Annotated in this window: 20 protein-coding genes (1 of these 20 running past the window's edge); 10 read left to right on the top strand and 10 right to left on the bottom strand. The window is 58.7% G+C overall.

The window, feature by feature from the left end; genetic code table 11:
- Window positions 1–63 precede the first annotated feature (63 nt).
- Window positions 64–1545: an anthranilate synthase component I gene (trpE, locus tag J3P79_RS24250; RefSeq protein WP_434606179.1), complete on the top strand. Its 1482-nt coding sequence runs from the start codon at window positions 64–66 to the stop codon at window positions 1543–1545.
- 69 nt (window positions 1546–1614) lie between these two features.
- Here the strand turns inward: trpE and estP are convergent, their stop codons facing one another.
- Window positions 1615–3522 (bottom strand): esterase EstP, encoded by a 1908-nt coding sequence (gene estP / locus J3P79_RS24245; protein ID WP_434606177.1) that lies wholly within the window; start codon window positions 3520–3522, stop codon window positions 1615–1617.
- A 409-nt stretch (window positions 3523–3931) separates the two neighbouring features.
- Here estP and J3P79_RS24240 point away from each other — a divergent pair, with 409 nt between their 5' ends.
- From J3P79_RS24240 to J3P79_RS24225, 4 genes are read left to right on the top strand one after another with little or no spacing between them, the layout of a single operon-like run.
- A complete protein-coding gene (locus tag J3P79_RS24240; protein WP_434606175.1) occupies window positions 3932–4525 on the top strand; it encodes an aminodeoxychorismate/anthranilate synthase component II in 594 nt (197 codons plus the stop codon).
- Between the two features lie 9 nt (window positions 4526–4534).
- A complete protein-coding gene (gene trpD, locus J3P79_RS24235; RefSeq protein ID WP_039590815.1) occupies window positions 4535–5584 on the top strand; it encodes an anthranilate phosphoribosyltransferase in 1050 nt (349 codons plus the stop codon).
- A complete protein-coding gene (gene trpC, locus J3P79_RS24230) occupies window positions 5581–6417 on the top strand; it encodes an indole-3-glycerol phosphate synthase TrpC (protein ID WP_434606173.1) in 837 nt (278 codons plus the stop codon). The genes trpD and trpC overlap by 4 nt, the downstream gene beginning before the upstream one ends.
- Before the next feature lie 2 nt (window positions 6418–6419).
- Window positions 6420–7112, top strand: a complete 693-nt coding sequence (locus J3P79_RS24225; protein ID WP_434606171.1) for a lipoate--protein ligase family protein — start codon at window positions 6420–6422, stop codon at window positions 7110–7112.
- On the opposite strand, the gene crp is transcribed toward J3P79_RS24225, so the two are convergent.
- A complete protein-coding gene (crp, locus tag J3P79_RS24220; protein WP_434611598.1) occupies window positions 7109–7753 on the bottom strand; it encodes a cAMP-activated global transcriptional regulator CRP in 645 nt (214 codons plus the stop codon). The genes J3P79_RS24225 and crp overlap by 4 nt on opposite strands.
- Before the next feature lie 235 nt (window positions 7754–7988).
- Between crp and J3P79_RS24215 the strand changes: the two genes are divergently transcribed.
- A complete protein-coding gene (locus J3P79_RS24215) occupies window positions 7989–8411 on the top strand; it encodes an OsmC family protein (protein ID WP_039590822.1) in 423 nt (140 codons plus the stop codon).
- Between the two features lie 238 nt (window positions 8412–8649).
- Window positions 8650–9444, top strand: a complete 795-nt coding sequence (gene speD / locus J3P79_RS24210; protein WP_434606169.1) for an adenosylmethionine decarboxylase — start codon at window positions 8650–8652, stop codon at window positions 9442–9444.
- A gap of 73 nt (window positions 9445–9517) precedes the next feature.
- Here the strand turns inward: speD and coq7 are convergent, their stop codons facing one another.
- The 6 genes from coq7 to hemJ all read right to left on the bottom strand — a co-directional run bounded on the left by coq7 (window position 9518) and on the right by hemJ (window position 13949).
- Window positions 9518–10165, bottom strand: coding sequence for a 2-polyprenyl-3-methyl-6-methoxy-1,4-benzoquinone monooxygenase (coq7, locus tag J3P79_RS24205; RefSeq protein WP_045157088.1), 648 nt, complete (start codon window positions 10163–10165; stop codon window positions 9518–9520).
- Window positions 10166–10239: 74 nt separating this feature from the next.
- On the bottom strand, window positions 10240–10578 hold the full coding sequence (locus tag J3P79_RS24200; RefSeq protein ID WP_305498431.1) for a histidine triad nucleotide-binding protein: 339 nt from the start codon (window positions 10576–10578) through the stop codon (window positions 10240–10242).
- Between the two features lie 81 nt (window positions 10579–10659).
- Window positions 10660–11448, bottom strand: coding sequence for an SDR family NAD(P)-dependent oxidoreductase (locus tag J3P79_RS24195; RefSeq protein WP_434606166.1), 789 nt, complete (start codon window positions 11446–11448; stop codon window positions 10660–10662).
- A 62-nt stretch (window positions 11449–11510) separates the two neighbouring features.
- A complete protein-coding gene (locus J3P79_RS24190; protein WP_434606164.1) occupies window positions 11511–12473 on the bottom strand; it encodes a DUF805 domain-containing protein in 963 nt (320 codons plus the stop codon).
- A 42-nt stretch (window positions 12474–12515) separates the two neighbouring features.
- Entirely contained in the window at window positions 12516–13484 is a 969-nt protein-coding gene (locus J3P79_RS24185) for an NAD(P)H-dependent flavin oxidoreductase (protein WP_434606162.1), read from the bottom strand.
- Between the two features lie 33 nt (window positions 13485–13517).
- Window positions 13518–13949: a protoporphyrinogen oxidase HemJ gene (hemJ, locus tag J3P79_RS24180; protein ID WP_434606159.1), complete on the bottom strand. Its 432-nt coding sequence runs from the start codon at window positions 13947–13949 to the stop codon at window positions 13518–13520.
- A 134-nt stretch (window positions 13950–14083) separates the two neighbouring features.
- On the opposite strand from hemJ, the gene argC reads away from it, so the two are divergent.
- Both argC and erpA read left to right on the top strand, forming a co-directional pair.
- A complete protein-coding gene (argC, locus tag J3P79_RS24175; protein WP_434606157.1) occupies window positions 14084–15118 on the top strand; it encodes an N-acetyl-gamma-glutamyl-phosphate reductase in 1035 nt (344 codons plus the stop codon).
- Window positions 15119–15267: 149 nt separating this feature from the next.
- Window positions 15268–15618: an iron-sulfur cluster insertion protein ErpA gene (gene erpA, locus J3P79_RS24170; protein ID WP_039590836.1), complete on the top strand. Its 351-nt coding sequence runs from the start codon at window positions 15268–15270 to the stop codon at window positions 15616–15618.
- A gap of 68 nt (window positions 15619–15686) precedes the next feature.
- On the opposite strand, the gene J3P79_RS24165 is transcribed toward erpA, so the two are convergent.
- The gene (locus J3P79_RS24165) at window positions 15687–16778 is read right to left on the bottom strand and encodes an anhydro-N-acetylmuramic acid kinase (RefSeq protein ID WP_434606154.1); all 1092 of its coding nucleotides are present in this window, start codon (window positions 16776–16778) and stop codon (window positions 15687–15689) included.
- Window positions 16779–16780: 2 nt separating this feature from the next.
- Window positions 16781–18199: a peptidoglycan DD-metalloendopeptidase family protein gene (locus tag J3P79_RS24160; protein WP_434606152.1), complete on the bottom strand. Its 1419-nt coding sequence runs from the start codon at window positions 18197–18199 to the stop codon at window positions 16781–16783.
- Between the two features lie 210 nt (window positions 18200–18409).
- On the opposite strand from J3P79_RS24160, the gene tyrS reads away from it, so the two are divergent.
- Window positions 18410–19347, top strand: the 5' portion of a protein-coding gene (tyrS, locus tag J3P79_RS24155; RefSeq protein ID WP_434606149.1) for a tyrosine--tRNA ligase. The gene runs 262 nt beyond the window's last position; the window shows 938 of its 1200 coding nt (coding positions 1–938); it begins with the start codon at window positions 18410–18412; the stop codon falls past the right edge of the window.

Below are 19347 nucleotides of genomic sequence, written 5' to 3'. Positions count from 1 at the left end.
CTGGCCGGTTATCCGGCGCGTTTGCATACCTGACTGTCAGCTCCTCTTGCCACGAGGCACACCATGATCCGCGAAGAATTCCTGCGTCTAGCCGCTGCCGGCTACAACCGTATCCCGCTTGCCTGCGAAACCCTGGCCGACTTCGACACGCCGTTGTCGATCTACCTCAAGCTGGCCGACCAGCCCAACTCCTACCTGCTCGAATCGGTTCAGGGCGGAGAGAAGTGGGGGCGTTACTCCATCATTGGCTTGCCGTGCCGCACCGTATTGCGGGTTCATGGCCATCGCATCAGCGTAACCCAGGACGATGTTGAGATCGAAAGCCTCGAAGTCGAGGATCCGCTGGCGTTCGTCGAGTCCTTCAAGGCCCGCTACAACGTGCCAACCATTCCGGGCCTGCCGCGTTTCAACGGTGGCCTGGTGGGGTATTTCGGCTATGACTGCGTGCGCTATGTGGAGAAACGCCTCGGCACCTGTCCGAACCCTGATCCGCTTGGGGTGCCGGACATTTTGCTGATGGTCTCCGACGCGGTCGTGGTCTTCGATAACCTCGCCGGCAAGATGCACGCCATCGTCCTCGCCGACCCGTCCCGGGAAGATGCCTACGAGCAAGGTCAGGAAAGCCTGCAGGCGCTGCTGGAAAAACTTCGCCAGCCAATCACCCCGCGCCCCGGCCTGGACTTCAGCAAGCAGTCGGCGGCCGACCCGGTGTTCCGTTCCAGCTTCACCCAGGACGATTACGAACGGGCCGTCGATACCATCAAGGAATACATCCTCGCCGGCGACTGCATGCAGGTCGTGCCGTCGCAACGGATGTCCATCGACTTCAAGGCAGCGCCCATCGACCTCTACCGGGCGCTGCGCTGCTTCAACCCCACGCCGTACATGTACTTCTTCAACTTCGGCGACTTCCACGTCGTGGGCAGTTCGCCGGAAGTACTGGTGCGCGTCGAAGACAACTTGATTACCGTTCGACCGATTGCCGGCACTCGTCCCCGTGGCGCCACGGAGGAGGCTGACCGGGCGCTGGAAGAGGACCTGCTGTCGGACGACAAGGAAATCGCCGAGCACTTGATGCTGATCGACCTGGGGCGCAACGACACCGGGCGGGCCTCGGAAGTGGGGTCGGTGAAGCTCACCGAGAAAATGGTGATCGAGCGCTATTCAAACGTGATGCATATCGTCTCCAACGTCACCGGCCAGTTGAAGGCCGGGCTGACGGCAATGGACGCTTTGCGGGCGATACTGCCGGCGGGCACCTTGTCCGGCGCGCCGAAAATCCGCGCGATGGAAATTATCGACGAATTGGAGCCGGTCAAGCGAGGTGTGTACGGCGGGGCCGTGGGTTATTTTGCCTGGAACGGCAACATGGACACTGCGATTGCCATTCGCACTGCGGTCATCAAGAACGGCGAGCTGCACGTGCAGGCCGGCGGCGGCATCGTCGCCGACTCGGTGCCTGCGCTGGAATGGGAAGAAACCCTGAACAAGCGTCGGGCCATGTTCCGCGCCGTGGCGTTGGCTGAGCAGACCTCGAACGACTGATAGGCCTGCTACAAACAACTGTGGCGAGGGAGCAAGCTCCCTCGCCACAAGTCCTTCAGGCAACTCCAGTCAGAAATCCAGGCTGACCCCCAGGCTCACGCCTTGCTGGGTCAGGTCATCATCCTTGCGCAACGTATAACCGCCCCGCAGCGCCAGGTCATTGGTCAACTTGTGACGGACGCCCAGGCTCAGGCGATTCAAGTGGCTCTGTGGTGTGTAGCCTTCAAGCGTGAAGTCGTTGGCTGGCAAGCTGTTGAGGGCGATGTTGACCTTTTGCGTGTCGTCTTCGTACTCGCGTTCGTGGGCATATTCGCCAAACAGCTGGGTCTGCCGGGTGATGTTGTATTTGCCCTGCAAGCCAATGCCCAGGCGTTTCGAGTCGCGGGTCTGGTCATCGAAGGTCAGGGCCGTGGAACGGTTGCTCTTTTCCGAATATCCGTCCACCTCAACCTTTGCATAGTCCGCGCTGACGAACGGCGAGAGATGCCATTCGCTGCCCGGCTGGGCAATGTCGTAGCCCACCCGCGTGCTGAAGGCCCACAGATGGCCGTCCGTGTCGCCTTTTTCCTGGGCTTCGTTGACACCCAGGTCGAATTTGCGTTCCAGGTTGTCGTAGTCGAGCTTGCCGCCGGTCAGCGCTGCATCGGCCCACCAGCGGTTCTGCTGGAACTGGGCGAAAGCGGTCGCCAGGTAGCTGTTGAGCTTGTACGTCGAATCGTTAGCGCCTGCGTCCATGTCTTGGCGGTACAACCCGGCAGCTACACCCACGCGCCAGGCCTCGTTGAGGCGATAGCTGCCGCCGACGTTGAGGCTGTAGCCGCTGCCGTCGGCACTGGCGCCGCTGTCCTGGCTGTCCAGGTCCATGTGCTGGCCGCCGCCTGCGACGATGGCGCGCCATTGGCCGACCGCCTGCCAGTCCTCCCAGTCCGATTGCCATTGGCTGCGCAGTTCATCCTGATGGGCGCGTAAGGTCGAATGGGCCATTTCCGGCAGCAATGTCAGTTCCCACGGAGCCGCCAATAGGGAATAGGCGTAGTCGGCAATCAGCTTCTGCCCGGATTCGGTGGGGTGGACCGCGTCGTTATAGATCAGTTTGCTGGGATCGGGCGTGGCGCTGTTGATGCCGTAAGTAGGGTTTTCCGTGCAGCCGTTGCCGCTGAAGCACGTGGCGGTAAGATTCTCTCCGGTGGCGAGGCCGAATCGTGCCGGATCAGCGAAGCTTTCCTTTAGCAACAGCGGTACGTTCAACGGAATGATTTCAGCGTCGATGCCCTGCAGTCGCGTGATCAGTTGTTGGTTGAACTGGTTGCCCAGCTGCGACACAGCGCCTTGCAGTGGCGTGCCATTGAGGGCTGGTGTAAGCCCCAGGTCGGGCAACAACCAGACCATTACATAGCGGGCACCGGCGGTTTGCAGGACTTGGACGCTGTCGGCCAGGCGGTCCGCGGCGGCGTTCGCTTGTGCGGGAGTCAGCACCAGGCCTTGAAGGAAATCGTTACCACCACCGGAGATGTAGTACAGCGCATCCGGATCGGCACGCAGGCCATTGGATTGTAAATAACCGGGACGGCTGCGCTCACCGGTGTCGGAAATGCCGGTAATCGATTCGAGGATCTGGTCGGTGCGATAACCACCCACCGCCCAGTTATTGCCATCTGCCAGCCCCTGGCCGGCGCGCACAGCCGAAGTGGAGGCGGCGGTCTCGTCACTGGAGTAGCCCAGGCGCCCGCCGAGTAGTTGGGTGGAGTTGGCCGAGTAGGCCTCGCCGCTGCCGTCCGTGTAGATCGGGCCGGTTCGGTTGGTATAGCGCTCGGTCGAGCCGGGTGGGCCACCGGCATCGGTGAATTGGCCGGCGTCGTTGAGACTGTCCCCGAACACAATGAACTTGGAATAAGGATTGGGAGCGGCGCCTGCCTGGGCACACGCTACCGCCAGCAGGCAACCGGCAAGCGGTACGAACAACGTCTGTTTGATCATGAGAAGGTCCTTTTCAATCTTGTTTTTATAGAAAAACGAAACGACAGTACCAAATGCTTCCCGCGCTCTGCCACCCGTCGGCTGGCATCGTGATTGTTTAGAGTCCCTGCGGGCCCGTCTTATTGCGTGCTCCGCCCAGCTAAGTTACTGTGCCGGAACGTATGAACGAGACTTCCCCCGTGTCGATTGTCAGCAAACTTCTGAATCAATTGATCAAGGCTCACGCCCGCTGGCGTTGGCGCGCCTGAACGTTCCATGCCGGCCAAGCCGGACTTGTACCGATTTGCCTTCTTTACCCGCTTGAAAGCCGCTTTGCAGGCACATCGCTGTCCTGCCCAGCGCAGCACCGTGCGGGTCACTCTTCGAAGGCTGTATTCCAAGTCAGTGTATTCAATAGGTTGTTTACGCCATGTTGCTGATGATCGATAACTACGACTCCTTTACCTACAACGTTGTGCAGTACCTCGGCGAGCTGGGCTCCGAGGTCAAGGTAGTGCGCAATGACGAGCTCACCATCGCTGAAATCGAGGCCCTCAAGCCTGAGCGCATCGTGGTCTCGCCTGGCCCATGCACGCCGACCGAAGCGGGCGTCTCCATCGAGGCTATCAAGTATTTTGCCGGCAAGTTGCCAATACTCGGCGTCTGCCTGGGCCATCAGTCCATCGGCCAGGCGTTTGGTGGCGACGTCGTGCGCGCCCGACAAGTCATGCATGGCAAGACCAGTCCGGTTTTCCACGAAGACAAGGGTGTTTTCGAGGGCCTGAACCATCCGCTTACCGTCACGCGCTACCATTCCCTGATCGTCAAGCGTGAGACGTTGCCGGATTGCCTGGAGTTGACCGCCTGGACCCAGCTCGAAGACGGCTCGGTGGATGAAATCATGGGCCTGCGACACAAGACGTTAAATATCGAAGGTGTGCAATTCCACCCCGAGTCTATCCTCACTGAACAGGGCCACGAGCTGTTCGCCAACTTCCTCAAACAAACCGGCGGCACGCGCTAAGGACTTTTCATGGACATCAAGACAGCCCTGAACCGTATCGTCGGCCAGCTCGACCTGAGTACCGACGAGATGCGCGACGTGATGCGCGAGATCATGACTGGCCAGTGTACAGACGCGCAGATCGGCGCGTTCATGATGGCCATGCGCATGAAGAGCGAGAGCATCGATGAAATCGTCGGTGCGGTCACGACCATGCGAGAGCTGGCAGACAAGGTCGAACTCAAGACGCTGGACGGCGTGGTGGACGTGGTGGGTACCGGCGGTGATGGCGCCAATATCTTCAACGTTTCCACCGCCGCGTCGTTTGTCGTTGCAGCAGCTGGTTGCACCGTCGCCAAGCATGGCAACCGAGCGGTCTCGGGCAAGAGCGGCAGCGCCGACCTACTGGAGGCTGCCGGTATCTACCTGAATCTGACGCCGGTCCAGGTGGCCCGGTGTATCGATAACGTCGGCATCGGCTTCATGTTCGCCCAGACCCACCATAGCGCCATGAAACACGCCGCTGCGCCCCGTCGCGAACTGGGTTTGCGCACACTGTTCAACATGCTCGGCCCGCTTACGAATCCGGCCGGTGTGAAGCACCAGGTCGTCGGGGTATTCAGCCAGGCGTTGTGCCGCCCTTTGGCCGAGGTCCTGCAGCGCCTGGGCAGCAAGCATGTGCTGGTGGTCCATTCGAAGGATGGCCTGGATGAATTCAGCCTGGCGGCGCCGACCTTCGTGGCTGAGCTGAAAAATGATCAGATCACCGAATATTGGGTCGAACCTGAAGACCTGGGCATGAAGAGCCAGAGCCTGCATGGCCTGGCAGTGGATGGGCCGGCCCAGTCGCTGGAGTTGATTCGCGACGCCTTGGGGCGCCGTAAAACCGAGAATGGCCAGAAAGCTGCGGAAATGATCATGCTCAACGCGGGTGCCGCGTTGTATGCCGCCGATCACGCCAGCAGCCTCAAGCAAGGTGTAGAACTCGCCCACGATGCGTTGCACACCGGCCTGGCCAGGGAAAAACTGGAAGAATTGGGCGCGTTTACCGCCGTATTCAAAGTGGAGAATGAAGGATGAGCGTGCCAACAGTTCTGGAAAACATTCTGGCTCGCAAAAGGCAGGAGGTCGCCGAGCGCAGTGCCCGGGTCAGTCTGGCCGAGTTGGAAACCCTCGCGCGTTCGGCAGATGCGCCTCGCGGCTTTGCCCAGGCACTGATCGACCAGGCGAAAAGAAAGCAGCCGGCGGTGATTGCCGAGATAAAAAAGGCTTCTCCCAGCAAGGGCGTGATCCGAGAGAACTTCGTCCCGGCCGACATTGCCAAGAGCTACGAAAAAGGCGGCGCGACCTGTCTTTCGGTGCTGACCGATGTCGATTTTTTCCAGGGTGCCGACGATTACCTCAAGCAGGCTCGGGCTGCATGCAGGCTGCCGGTGATCCGCAAGGACTTCATGATCGATCCCTACCAGATCGTCGAGGCCCGGGCGTTGGGCGCCGATTGCGTGCTGTTGATCGTCTCTGCGCTGGACGACGTGAAAATGGCCGAGTTGGCTGCGGTCGCCAAGGACGTCGGACTGGATGTACTGGTGGAAGTCCATGACGGCGACGAGTTGGAACGGGCCCTCAAGACCCTGGATACCAAGCTGGTAGGGGTGAATAATCGCAATCTGCATACTTTTGAAGTCAGCCTGGAAACCACGTTGGACCTGCTGCCACGCATTCCGCGTGATCGTCTGGTCATCACGGAGAGCGGCATCCTTAACCGGGCCGATGTCGAGTTGATGGAAGTCAGTGATGTCTATTCGTTCCTGGTAGGCGAAGCGTTCATGCGGGCCGAAAGCCCTGGCATGGAGCTGCAGCGGTTGTTTTTTCCCGAGCGCGGCGTTCCGGTGAGCGGTTCGACGCTGGACTGATGATGCCTCCAGCCATTGCCTTCACAGTCGAAAACGGCCTGCAAGCCGAACAGGATCTGCTAGCCAGCATTTGCGCCGGCGACGCGGAATTCGGCTTGCTGTTCTGGCAGCCCAGCGACCGTGCGTTGGTCATGCCGCGGCGCTTGAGCCGCTTGCCGGGCTTCGAACTGGCCTGTGAGGTTTCGGCCGCCAATGGGTGGCCGGTGCTTCTGCGCGAAACCGGTGGTGAGCCGGTGCCTCAGTCAGCCGCTACCGTCAATATCGCCCTGGTCTATGCACCACCGCGAAGCGAGGGTGACCACGGTCGTATCGAAACCGGCTATCGTCGGTTGTGTGATCCCATCTGCCAGTTGCTCGATGAGCTGGGCGGGGTCGCTTCGCTGGGTGAAGTGGAGGGCGCGTTTTGTGACGGGCGTTTCAACGTCAATCTTGACGGGCGGAAGATGGTCGGCACCGCGCAGCGCTGGCGACAGAGCAAAGGCGGGCAACGCCCGGTAGGGCTGGTCCATGGCGCGCTCCTGCTGGAGGACGAACGCGAGAGCATGGTCGCGGCGGTCAATCGTTTCAACGAGGCGTGTGGCCTGGAGCAGCGCGTGCGCGCCGAGAGCCACATCGCCCTCCATGAAAAATACCCGGCACCTCATGCGCTGGAGCGGCTCGAAACGCTATACCAGGACCTGCTCGACAGCCTTTAGCGGGTTCCGAACACCACCATGGTCTTGCCTTTGACGCTGACCAGGTTGCGTTCTTCAAGATCCTTGAGCACACGGCCAACCATTTCCCGCGAACAGCCTACGATCCGGCCGATTTCCTGGCGGGTCACCTTGATTTGCATGCCGTCCGGATGGGTCATCGCGTCGGGCTGCTTGCACAACTCCAATAAGCAGCGAGCGACGCGGCCGGTGACGTCAAAGAAGGCGAGGTCGCCGACTTTGCGCGTGGTGTTGCGCAGGCGCTGTGCGATTTGTCCGCTGAGGACGTAAAGGATATCCGGGTCCTGCTGTGACAGTTCCCGGAATTTGCTGTAGCTGATTTCTGCAACATCGCATTCGATTTTGGCTCGCACCCAGGCACTGCGTACCTGCTCTCTCCCCGCCTGCTCAAACAACCCCAGCTCGCCAAAAAAATCCCCGGAGTTGAGGTAGGCAATGATCATCTCTCGTCCCTCATCATCCTCGATCAGGATAGTGACCGAGCCCTTGATGATAAAAAACAGCGTGTCGGAACGATCGCCCGCGCAGATGATGTTGTGCTTGGCGGGGTAGCGGCGACGCTGGCAATGCATCAAGAGCTTGTCGAGGTTCTTGATCTTGGACGTGGGAGTAATGGCAACCATGGTTGTGTCCCGGAAAACTGCGCGGTGTGTTGGTTTGATTTTTTGTGGATGCGAATAGCTTTCGCTAAAAGCTGGCAATACGCCAGTGAGTGGGCGCCAGCTTAACAGAGGCGTCCAAAATTGATTCGAGAATTTACTTAGCTGTATCCGCTCACGCTGTCCCAAGGCGACAGCTGCCCTGGCAGGGGGGTGTGCTAAGCTGACGCCCCCTTTTTTTGACAGTGGAGTCTTGGCGATGAAGGCACGCATCCAATGGGCTGGCGAAGCCATGTTCCTCGGTGAATCGGGCAGCGGTCATGTGGTCGTCATGGATGGCCCGCCAGAAGCCGGAGGTCGTAACCTGGGTGTTCGGCCGATGGAAATGCTGCTGCTGGGTGTGGGTGGCTGCAGTAACTTCGACGTGGTCAGCATCCTCAAGAAATCGCGCCAGGCGGTCGAGAGTTGCGAAGCGTTCCTTGAAGCAGAGCGTGCGACCGAAGACCCAAAAGTATTTACCAAGATCCACATGCATTTCGTGGTTAAGGGACGGGGGCTGAAAGAAGCCCAGGTCAAGCGCGCCATTGAGTTGTCGGCGGAGAAGTACTGCTCGGCTTCGATCATGCTCGGCGCAGCAGGTGTTGAAATCACTCACGATTATGAAATCATCGAATTGGGTTGAATCGACATCCAACCATCACAAAAGCGGTGCAAGCTCTGGCGATCAGAAGCTGACGTCTGCATAATGCGCCACTTTTTTCAGGGCGGTGATCGGCCAGTGGTCGGTCATATGCCTGGACAGACAACCAAAATCGCCATCGCGAAGAGGTGTTAACCGTCCTACGCAGGTGCGTCGTTCGCATCTGACGGGCATGCTTGATCACGCGGCCGGGCCGCAATACACAGAGAGTTTTCAAACGGTGAAAAGCAAACTCAAGCTCCATGGGTTCAATAACCTGACAAAGACCTTGAGCTTCAACATCTATGACATCTGCTATGCGGAAACCCCGCAAGACCAGCAGGCCTACGTCGAGTACATCAATAAAGAGTACAACGCCAAGCGCCTCACGCAGATCCTCACTGAAGTTGTCGATATCATTGGTGCCAACATCCTGAACATCGCGAGTCAGGACTATGAACCCCAGGGCGCCAGCGTGACCATTCTGATCTCGGAAGAGCCGGTGACACCGACCGACAGCCAGATCGAAGAGTCGCCGGGTCCGTTGCCTGAAATTATCCTGGCACACCTCGACAAGAGCCACATCACGGTCCATACCTATCCGGAAATCCATCCGGTGGACGGTATCGCGACGTTCCGAGTGGACATCGATGTGTCTACCTGTGGCGTCATTTCACCGCTCAAGGCACTCAACTTCCTGATTCACCAGTTCGATTCCGATATTGTGACCGTGGATTATCGCGTGCGTGGGTTTACCCGGGACGTGGAAGGGCACAAGCACTTCATCGATCATGAGATCAACTCGATTCAGAACTACCTGTCCGAAGACACTCGCGACGCGTACCAGATGACCGACGTGAACGTGTACCAGGAAAACCTGTTCCACACGAAAATGCTCCTCAAGGATTTCGAACTGGATAACTACCTGTTCGGTGACGCCACCAGCAACCTGTCTCTCGAGCAGCGTGGGCAGGTGGAAGAGCGTGTGAAACACGAAATGCTGGAAATCTTCTACGCGCGTAACATGCCGCGATAAGTTTCGGCTACGAAAAAAGGCGACTGCCCTTGGGGACGGTCGCCTTTTTTGGTTTTGGAGGCTGGTTCCGCTGTCAGATCCGATAGGTGCTCTTGGTCATCACCTTGGCCAACAGACTCATGCCGAACTTGACGGGGGCGGGGAAGCGGAAGCCACCTGCATCGAGCGCGCTTTCCGCGTGGTGTTCCTCGTCCTGGCGCATCTGTTCGAGAATCGCCCTGGATTTCTCGTCCTCGGCCGGCAACTGCTGCAGGTGTTCATTCAAATGCTTGCACACTTGATGCTCGGTTGCCGCTACGAAACCGAGGCTGACTTTATCGCTGATCAAACCGGCGACCGCGCCGATCCCGAAAGACATCCCATAGAACAACGGATTCAGCACGCTGGTATGGCTGCCCAGCTGGCGGATGCGTTGCTCACACCAGACCAGGTGATCGATTTCTTCTTCGGCGGCCTGTTCCATCGCCTCGCGGACCTGCGGCAGTTTTGCCGTCAGCGCCTGCCCTTGATAAAGGGCCTGGGCGCAAACTTCACCGGTGTGGTTGATGCGCATCAGCCCAGCGACATGGCGAGTCTCTTCGTCGCTCATCTGCACGTCCGGCTGCACGATTGCCGGCGATGGGCGGTACGGCTGGCCACTGAAGGGCAGCAGCGTGCGCATCGCGGTATCGGCCTGCAGCAGCAAACGGTCAATGGGCGAGTAGTGACGTTGGGTAGTCATGCGTACCTCCGGAAAAAATCACGGCGGCCAGTTTAACTCAATCGGCCGCTGAGGATTTGCGTTGGGTCAGGGTATCAACCCGGCGGCCAGTTCATCTGGCGCTGTCCCAGCACATGCATATGAATGTGATAGACAGTCTGCCCGCCAAGTTCATTGCAGTTCATCACCACGCGGAAGCCTTCCTCGCAACCAAGTTCTAGCGCCAGGCGCTGGGCGGTGAACAGGATGTGTCCGGCCAGTCCCTTGTCTTCCTCGGTCAGGTCGTTGAGGGTGCGGATCGGCTTTTTCGGGATGACCAGGAAGTGCACCGGTGCCTGCGGAGCAATGTCATGGAAGGCCAGGACCTGATCATCCTCGTAGATGATCCTGGCCGGGATTTCCCGGTTGATGATCTTGGTGAACAGAGTATCCACAGCAGTATCTCCATTGGATTGTTTGAGTTCGAGTGTACCGCCGGCTCGGTCAGCGAGCCCGGGTTTTAAGTTCGGAGGGGTTCAACGTGAGTAGCAGGCTTTATTGACTATGCCGGCAAGGGTTCGAACCAGCCAGCGCGGCGCGAGTCGTGGCAGCATGGCGATCAAGCGATTGCGACGCCCAGGTATGATAATGGCGCGGTCCCGGTCCAACGCGCGGACGGCATACAGCGCAATTTCTTCAGGGCTCATCGACTTTTCGCTACTACGCTGGTTCTGCTCGTCCGGCTGGGCCTTGGCGAAAAAAGCTGCATGGTTTGGACCCGGGCAAAGAACCGATACCTTGATTGCGCATTTTTTCAGCTCTATCCGCAAGGCTTCGGAGAAGTGCAACACATAGGCCTTGCTGGCGTGATAGGTGCTCATCCAGGGCCCGGGCTGGAACGCCGCGATAGAGGCGACGTTAAGGATCTGACCGCCTCCGTGCAGCGCCATGCTGTTGCCTACTGCATGACAGAGGCGGGTCAGGGCAAGGATATTCACTTCGATCAGGTCTTGTTCGGTCATCCAGTCCTGGCCCAGGAACGGACCGCAGGTGCCGATGCCGGCGCAATTGACCAGCAGGTCGATCTGGCGCTCGCCGTCCTCCAATTCCAGGAGGAAACCTGAGAGCCGCAAGGGCTCGCTCAGGTCGCAAGCCCGAAACAGAACTTCTACGCCAAATCGTTGGGTCAGTTCGATTGCAATGCTTTCCAGCCGATCACGCTGTCGAGCTACCAGTAACAGGTTGCGCCCGCGCCGAGCCAGTGCTTCGGCCATGGCCAGGCCGATACCACTGGAGGCGCCAGTGATTAGAGCGTAACGGGTCATGCAGTTCTCCATCGCAACGGCTTCGCGCCGGTGGACGGGGCAGTCACCGGCGCGAAGTACGCTTATTGTTCCTCTTCTTCTTGGTAGTCTACAGAAGGCGAGGCGGGCTCGGCTGCCTCCGCGGCGGGTTCTTCGGCGCTCTGGTCGCTATATTCGCTGCTTTCATAGCTGCTCACGTCGCTGCTGTCGTAATCCTCCTGGAGGGCTCCGAAGATACCGGCGAACGTGGCCATGAAAATCAAGACAATCATCACCAGCCAAAGCGACGCCAGCACTTTGACCCCTGTGGTATTGCGCGGAGGCGGCGGGCCGTACTGGTTAGCGCCGGTATTGCCTGGAGCGATGATGAGGATGAACGGGAAGATGCTGCCCACGAATGGCACAAGGTTGATCAGCCACAACCACCCTGACCAGCCGAGGTCATGCAAGCGTTGGACGTTGAACTGGATGCTCACGAAGGCAAACGCCAGCACGACGACCGCTGCGACCAGGCCGCCGACGATCAGCCCCGCTATCGAGTCGGAAACGAGGAGCCAGGTTGTGGCGAGCCAGAAGCCCAGGCCGACAAGTGGCAGCATGGCCAGGGTCAGAGTCATGGTCCAGGCCAGGTAGCGGAGGCGCCCAATACGTCCTTCGAAGCTGAAGGGCTTTAGCGTGCCATATTCGGCCAATGCCTCGCCTACTTGTGCTCGTGGAGGCGCGTAGGGAGAGGCAGGGTCGATGACCGACTCAGGATGCCGAGCACTCGGCTGGGGCGATTCCTGCACTTCGCCAAGATTCAACTGGAGGGACGGTTCGGTTTCGATCCGTGCATCAATCCCGGTTTTATGGAGCGCTTCGAGATACTGCTGCGCTTCATTCTGGGACAGGTTGTTTTTCAGGGACACTTTGCGGCCACTGAACAGGCGCTCTATCGCGCTGACATCGCTTTTGAACAGTTCGGCGAGATTGAGCTTGGCGGTCGTCGTATCAACGCCAGGCAGCAAAGCCCCGTCGAATACAATGTTGAAACGGTTTTCGCTCATGCCTGGCATCCTTGTCTTTCAAGTTGGTTTTTTTGGTTGGTTTCAGCGGGGCCAATGGCCGCCAAGCTGTGCCGCCCTTGCTTGCGCCTGGCGGTATTCTTCATCCAGGCGTGCGATCAACTGATCGACGCTTGGCAAATCATGGATCTCACCCACGCCTTGACCTGCGGACCATACGGTTTTCCAGGCCTTGGCTTCATCATTCAGCGGTTTGAGTTTCGAGCCGGAGTCCGTCGTGTCCTTGCCGTGCAGGGCGGAAAGGTCGAAGCCGGCATTTTCCAGGCTCTGGCGCATGAAGCTGGCGGGCACTCCGGACACAGCGGGAGTATGCACGATGTCGGCAGCTCTGGATGTGAGCAACATCTCTTTATAAGCGTCGGGCGCGTGACTTTCGATCGTGCCGATAAAGCGCGTTCCGAAGTAGGCCAAATCCGCGCCGAGCAGTTGAGCCGCCAATATCTGATGGCCATGGTTCAAGCATCCTGCGAGCAGCAGGGTTCTATCAAAGAACTGCCGGATTTCCGCGAGCAATGCGAACGGGCTCCAAGTGCCGGCATGTCCACCGGCGCCGGCTGCAACGGCGATCAGGCCATCGACGCCTGCCTCGGCGGCTTTTTCGGCATGGCGGCGGGTGGTCACGTCGTGGAATACCAGTCCGCCATAGCTGTGGACTGCGTCGACCAGTTCTTTCACCGCGCCCAGGCTGGTGATGACGATCGGCACCTTATGTTCGATGCAGATCGCCAGGTCGGCCTGAAGTCGCGGATTACTGTTATGGACGATCAGGTTGACCGCATAGGGTGCCGGGTTTTCCAGCTTGGCCAGGCCTGCTTCGATTTCTTCCAGCCACGCCTTGAAACCACTGCTTTCGCGTTGGTTCAGTGCCGGGAAGCTGCCGACAACACCATTGCGACAGCAGGCCAGCACCAACTGGGGGTTGGAAATGAGAAACATCGGTGCGGCCACGACGGGCAGTCGCAGACGTTGTTCAAGCAAAGCGGGCAGCGACATTGGATGGCACCCCTGGTCAGTATGCGGTTGGAATTAGAACGGCCGGACCACGACGAGAATTACGATAGCCAGCAATATAAGAACCGGCACTTCGTTGAACCAGCGATAAAAGACATGGCTGCGGGTGTTTTCGCCACGGGCGAAGCGCTTCAGCTGTGCGCCGCACATATGGTGGTAACCGATCAGCAGCACGACCAGGGTCAGCTTGGCGTGCATCCAGCCTCCTTGAGTGAAGTAGGCACTGGCGTTGAGGCTGAGCAGCCAGATGCCGAATACCAAGGTGGCAATCATCGCCGGCCCCATGATGCCGCGATACAACTTGCGCTCCATGACACTGAAACGCTCTTTGCTGACGCTGTCCTCGCTTTGGGCGTGATAGACGAACAGGCGAGGCAAGTAGAACAGGCCGGCGAACCAGCAGACCATGCTGACAATGTGAAGCGCTTTGAGCCACAGATAGAGCATTTTTAGTTATTCCCAGATTCACGGTAGCCCGATAGTAGAGGTTAGAGCGGCCACACGTCACCTTGACGGTTGTCGCGGCGCCCCGCGGCCCCTATCATCGACGGCTTTCCAGTGGGTTCGGTGAGGGCAGGTTTATGGTCAAGGTCGGTATCGTCGGCGGCACGGGTTACACCGGTGTCGAACTGCTGCGTCTGCTGGCACAGCATCCGCAGGCTGAGGTGGTGGTCATCACTTCCCGATCAGAGGCTGGACTGGCCGTCGCCGACATGTATCCGAACCTGCGAGGTCATTACGATGGCCTGGCATTCAGCGTCCCGGACATCAAGACCCTAGGCGCGTGCGACGTGGTGTTCTTCGCCACGCCCCATGGTGTTGCTCACGCCCTGGCCGGCGAATTGCTGGCCGCCAGGACCAAGGTCATCGACTTGTCGGCGGACTTCCGACTGCAGGATGCCCAGGAATGGGCCAAGTGGTACGGCCAGCCTCACGGAGCACCAGAGCTGCTTGATGAAGCGGTCTATGGCTTGCCCGAAGTCAATCGGGAAAAAATCAGGCAGGCGCGCTTGATCGCGGTTCCGGGTTGCTACCCGACTGCAACGCAGCTGGGATTCCTTCCATTGTTGGAAGCCGGTCTTGCCGATGCTTCGCGGCTGATTGCCGACTGCAAGTCCGGTGTCAGCGGTGCCGGGCGTGGCGCCAGTGTAGGTTCGCTGTATTCCGAAACCTCGGAAAGCATGAAGGCCTACGCGGTCAAGGGGCACCGTCACCTGCCTGAAATTCGCCAGGGATTGCGCCGGGCAGCGGGCAAGGATGTCGGCCTGACCTTTGTGCCGCACCTGACCCCGATGATACGTGGCATCCATTCCACTCTTTATGCAACGGTGGTCGACCGTTCGGTGGACCTGCAGGCGTTGTTCGAAAAGCGTTACGCCAACGAACCGTTCGTCGACGTGATGCCCGCCGGCAGCCACCCTGAGACCCGCAGCGTGCGTGGTGCGAACGTTTGCCGCATCGCCGTGCATCGTCCGCAGGATGGTGATCTGGTGGTGGTGTTGTCGGTCATCGATAACCTGGTCAAGGGCGCGTCCGGGCAGGCAGTCCAGAACTTGAACATCCTGTTCGGGCTGGATGAGCGCCTGGGGCTGTCACACGCGGGGATGCTGCCGTAACGGCAGCCATAAGCGTTACGTTGGCGGCTCCAGGCTTGAAGCTTGTAGCTCGCCGCGGCTCTTCTAAATAGTTGACCAATTTTGTAGGAGAAGCGGATAATGCCCGCCATTACGCATTATGGCGGCGTAAACGCCGGGAGATATTCAGCATGAGCGTCGAAACCTTCACCCCCACGGCTTTGCAATTCACCCAAGGTGCTGCGCACAAGGTGAAGAGCCTGGTCGATGAAGAGGGCAATGATCGTTTGAAGCTGCGCGTATTCGTGACGGGCGGCGGTTGTTCAGGTTTCCAGTACGGCTTCACCTTCGATGAAGACGTGGCTGAGGATGACACCATTGTCGAGCGCGAAGGCGTCAGCCTGGTAGTCGATCCGATGAGCTTCCAGTACCTGGCGGGTGCAGAGGTGGATTACCAGGAAGGCTTGGAAGGGTCGCGTTTCGTGATCAAGAATCCCAACGCGACTACTACTTGTGGTTGCGGTTCTTCGTTTTCGATCTAAGTGCTTCAACAAAAAAACCGCAGTGCCTCACGGCCCTGCGGTTTTTTCTTGCCTGCAGTGATCAGCTCTCAGGCCGGGTAGATGGCGCCGAGCACGCGCAGGCCCCGGGCACCCGTGACGCTTGGACGATTGCCTGGGATGCCTTCAAGGCAGCAATAGGCAAGCCAGGCGAAAGCCATCGCTTCAACCCAGTCCGGGTCCACGCCGTACGCCGCGGTGCTGCTGACGTTGGTATCGGGCAGTAAGTCAGCCAGGCGCTTCATGAGCGTCTGGTTGTGCGCGCCGCCGCCGCAGACCAGCAATTCCTGAGTATTTGATTGGGCATGCTGCAGTGATTCAACGATGGTCAGCGCAGTCAGCTCGAGCAACGTCGCCTGTACGTCTTCCGGAGCGAAGGGCTGCAGCTTCGACAAATGATGGCTCAGCCACGGCAGGTTGAAGACTTCGCGGCCGGTGCTTTTCGGTCCCTTGGTGACGAAGAAGGGGTCGCTGAGCAGTGTGTTGAGTAGGATCGGTTCGACTTTCCCGGTGGCCGCCCATTGGCCATCGCGATCAAAATGTTCGCCTCGTTGCTGATATATCCAGGCATCGAGCAGTACGTTACCTGGGCCGCAGTCGAAACCGGTTACAGGTTTCGCGGGCTCTATCAGGCTGAGATTGCTGAAACCGCCTACGTTCAGAACGGCGCGATTACCGACCCGCTCTTCGAACAGCGCTTCGTGAAACGCCGGGACCAGAGGGGCGCCTTGTCCGCCGGCAGCAACGTCACGGCTGCGGAAGTCGCCGACGACGGTGATGCCGGTCAATTCGCTCAATAGCGCTGGATTGCCGATCTGCACGGTAAATCCGCGGGCTGGTTCATGGCGAATTGTCTGACCGTGGCTGCCAATTGCCGTGATGTCTGCAGGCTTGAGTTGCTGTTCGTTGAGCAGGGCATGGATGCCTTGTGCAGCCAATTTGACCCAGCTTTGCTGGGCAATGGCAGAGCGGGCAATCTCATCGGGCCCGCTGCTGCACAGTTCAAGCAGTTCGGTGCGCAGGGCGGCGGGCATAGGGATGTAATGGGTGGCGATCAATCTGATCGCCGGGCTCAGGTCGACCAGTGCGATATCCAGGCCATCGAGGCTGGTTCCGGACATCACACCGATATAGAACGCCATGCTCAGCGCTTGCTCGAGGCCAGCATGGTGGCTTTTTCTTGATCCATGCGAGCCATCAGGGGTTGGCTTTGAGCCAGGAAGCGCGCGCGCTCGGTCTTGGCGATCGGGTCGGCCATCGGCAGTTTCTGCCCAAGCGGGTCGACGTGGACGCCATTGACCTGGAATTCATAGTGCAGGTGCGGTCCAGTGGACAGGCCGGTTGTCCCGATGTACCCAATAACCTGACCCTGCTTGACGGTGCCGCCTGTCTTCACGCCTTTGGCGAAGCCCTGCATGTGACCGTACAGCGTACGATAGGTATTGCCGTGCTGGATGATCACGGTGTTGCCATAACCGCCCCGACGTCCGGCCAGCAACACTTTGCCGTCGCCGGCGGCCTTGATTGGCGTGCCACGGGGGGCGGCGTAGTCGACACCTTTATGGGCGCGAATCTTGTTCAGGATCGGGTGCTTGCGTCCGGCGGAAAACTTCGAGCTGATGCGGGCGAAATCAACCGGTGTGCGGATGAATGCCTTGCGCATGCTGTTACCGTCGGCGGTGTAGTAACTGCTATTGCCTTGCTTGTTGGTGTAGCGCACGGCGGTATACGTCTTGCCGCGGTTGGTGAAGCGCGCGGAAAGGATCGGACCGTTGCCGACGCTCTTTCCGTTCACGACTTTCTGCTCATAGATCACGTCGAACTCGTCACCCTGGCGTATGTCCTGAGCGAAATCGATGTCGTACCCGAATACATTGGCCATGTCCATGGTCAGGCTATGGGAAAGGCCGGCGCGTGCGGCCGACTGGGACAGCGAATTGTTGATGACGCCATGGGCGTAAGCTGAGCGAACGGTAGGCTTGGCGGTAATACGGTTGAATACATAACCCGTGCCGTTCTTGGTCAGGGTAATGCTTTCCAGCTCGCTCAGCTTTGTGTGCAGGTTGGTCAACAGGCCTTCGGTATTGATCTCGAATTCAAGCTTCTGGCCGCGCTGCAATTGAGCGAATTGCTTGGCTTGCTTGTCGCTGGCCAAGACTTCATGGACCGAGGTCGAGGGCAGGCCAACTTTTTCGAACAGGGTGGAAAGTGTGTCGCCCTTGGCGACGATCACTTCACGATGGTCAGGTCCTTTCTTTTCTTCGGCAACAGGTGCTTCTGCCTGGGCGGCGGCTTGGGCAGTGTCTTCCGTGCTGTTTTCAATCTGGGCAAATGGAGACGCTGCCGCTTCGTTTGTGGCTTGAGTGGCTTCAGCGGCGTCTTGTTCTTGTGTCAGTTGTTCAGCGGGGCTTTCCAGTTCAAGACTCAGGGTCGTCTTTTTGGCTTCAACATCGCTGGAGGGAAATACCAGGAGTGCCAGGCTAAGGAGGGCTGCGATACCGCTTGCGGCGAGCAGGTGGGTCTTCGGGTAAAGCGGCGGCGCTTTAGACGGTTTTGTGATCATAAGTAATTTGACTTTTAAAAAATGAATTGGAAAAGATGAATGACATGATGAAGATGAAATAACTGTATAAAATATAACCAAAACCCCTGCGAAGCAAGCCCGCGACCCTTCTGTTCTGTGGATTGGCGCCTGCGCGCCCGGCGAACCTTGTATTTGGTGAGCGATCTTGTATGGTTGGGGCCCTTTGAATCTGAGCCTTACGGGTCTGTTATGAAGTCGGTTGAAGAGCAGCTAGCGCTGATCAAGCGTGGTGCGGAAGAATTGTTGGTGGAGTCCGAGCTGATCGAGAAGCTCAAGCGCGGGCAGCCGCTGCGCATCAAGGCTGGTTTCGATCCAACTGCGCCCGACCTGCACCTGGGGCATACCGTGCTTATTAATAAGCTGCGTCAGTTCCAGGATCTAGGGCATCAGGTCATCTTCCTTATAGGCGACTTCACGGGGATGATCGGTGATCCGAGCGGCAAGAGCGCGACGCGCCCGCCGCTGACCCGCGAGCAGGTTCTTGATAATGCCGAGACCTATAAGACCCAGGTTTTCAAGATCCTGGATCCGGCCAAGACCGAGGTGGCTTTCAACTCCACCTGGATGGATCAGATGGGGCCGGCTGATTTCATCCGGCTGACGTCTCAATACACGGTCGCTCGTATGCTCGAGCGTGATGATTTCGATAAGCGCTATACCAGCAACCAGCCAATCGCCATCCATGAATTCCTGTACCCGCTTGTTCAGGGTTATGACTCGGTTGCGCTGCGGGCGGACGTCGAGCTCGGCGGTACTGACCAGAAGTTCAACCTGTTGATGGGGCGAGAACTGCAGCGTGGTTATGGCCAGGAGGCGCAATGCATCCTGACCATGCCTCTGCTGGAAGGGCTGGATGGCGTGAAGAAGATGTCCAAGTCCCTGGGCAATTATGTGGGCATCCAGGAAGCGCCGGGCGTCATGTACAGCAAGTTGGTCTCGATTCCCGATGCGCTGATGTGGCGCTACTTCGAGCTGCTGAGCTTCCGGTCCATGGATGAGATCAATGCGTTCCGTGCCGATGTTGAGGCGGGGGCGAATCCGCGAGATATCAAGATCAAGCTGGCTGAGGAAATCGTTGCTCGTTTCCATGGCGAAGAAGCTGCGGCCAATGCTCATCGTGCAGCGGG

Origin of the sequence: Pseudomonas sp. R1-7 (genome assembly GCF_051132105.1) — a bacterium.
In the GTDB taxonomy this organism is placed as follows: domain Bacteria; phylum Pseudomonadota; class Gammaproteobacteria; order Pseudomonadales; family Pseudomonadaceae; genus Aquipseudomonas.
This window is presented reverse-complemented; position numbering and strand designations above follow the sequence as displayed.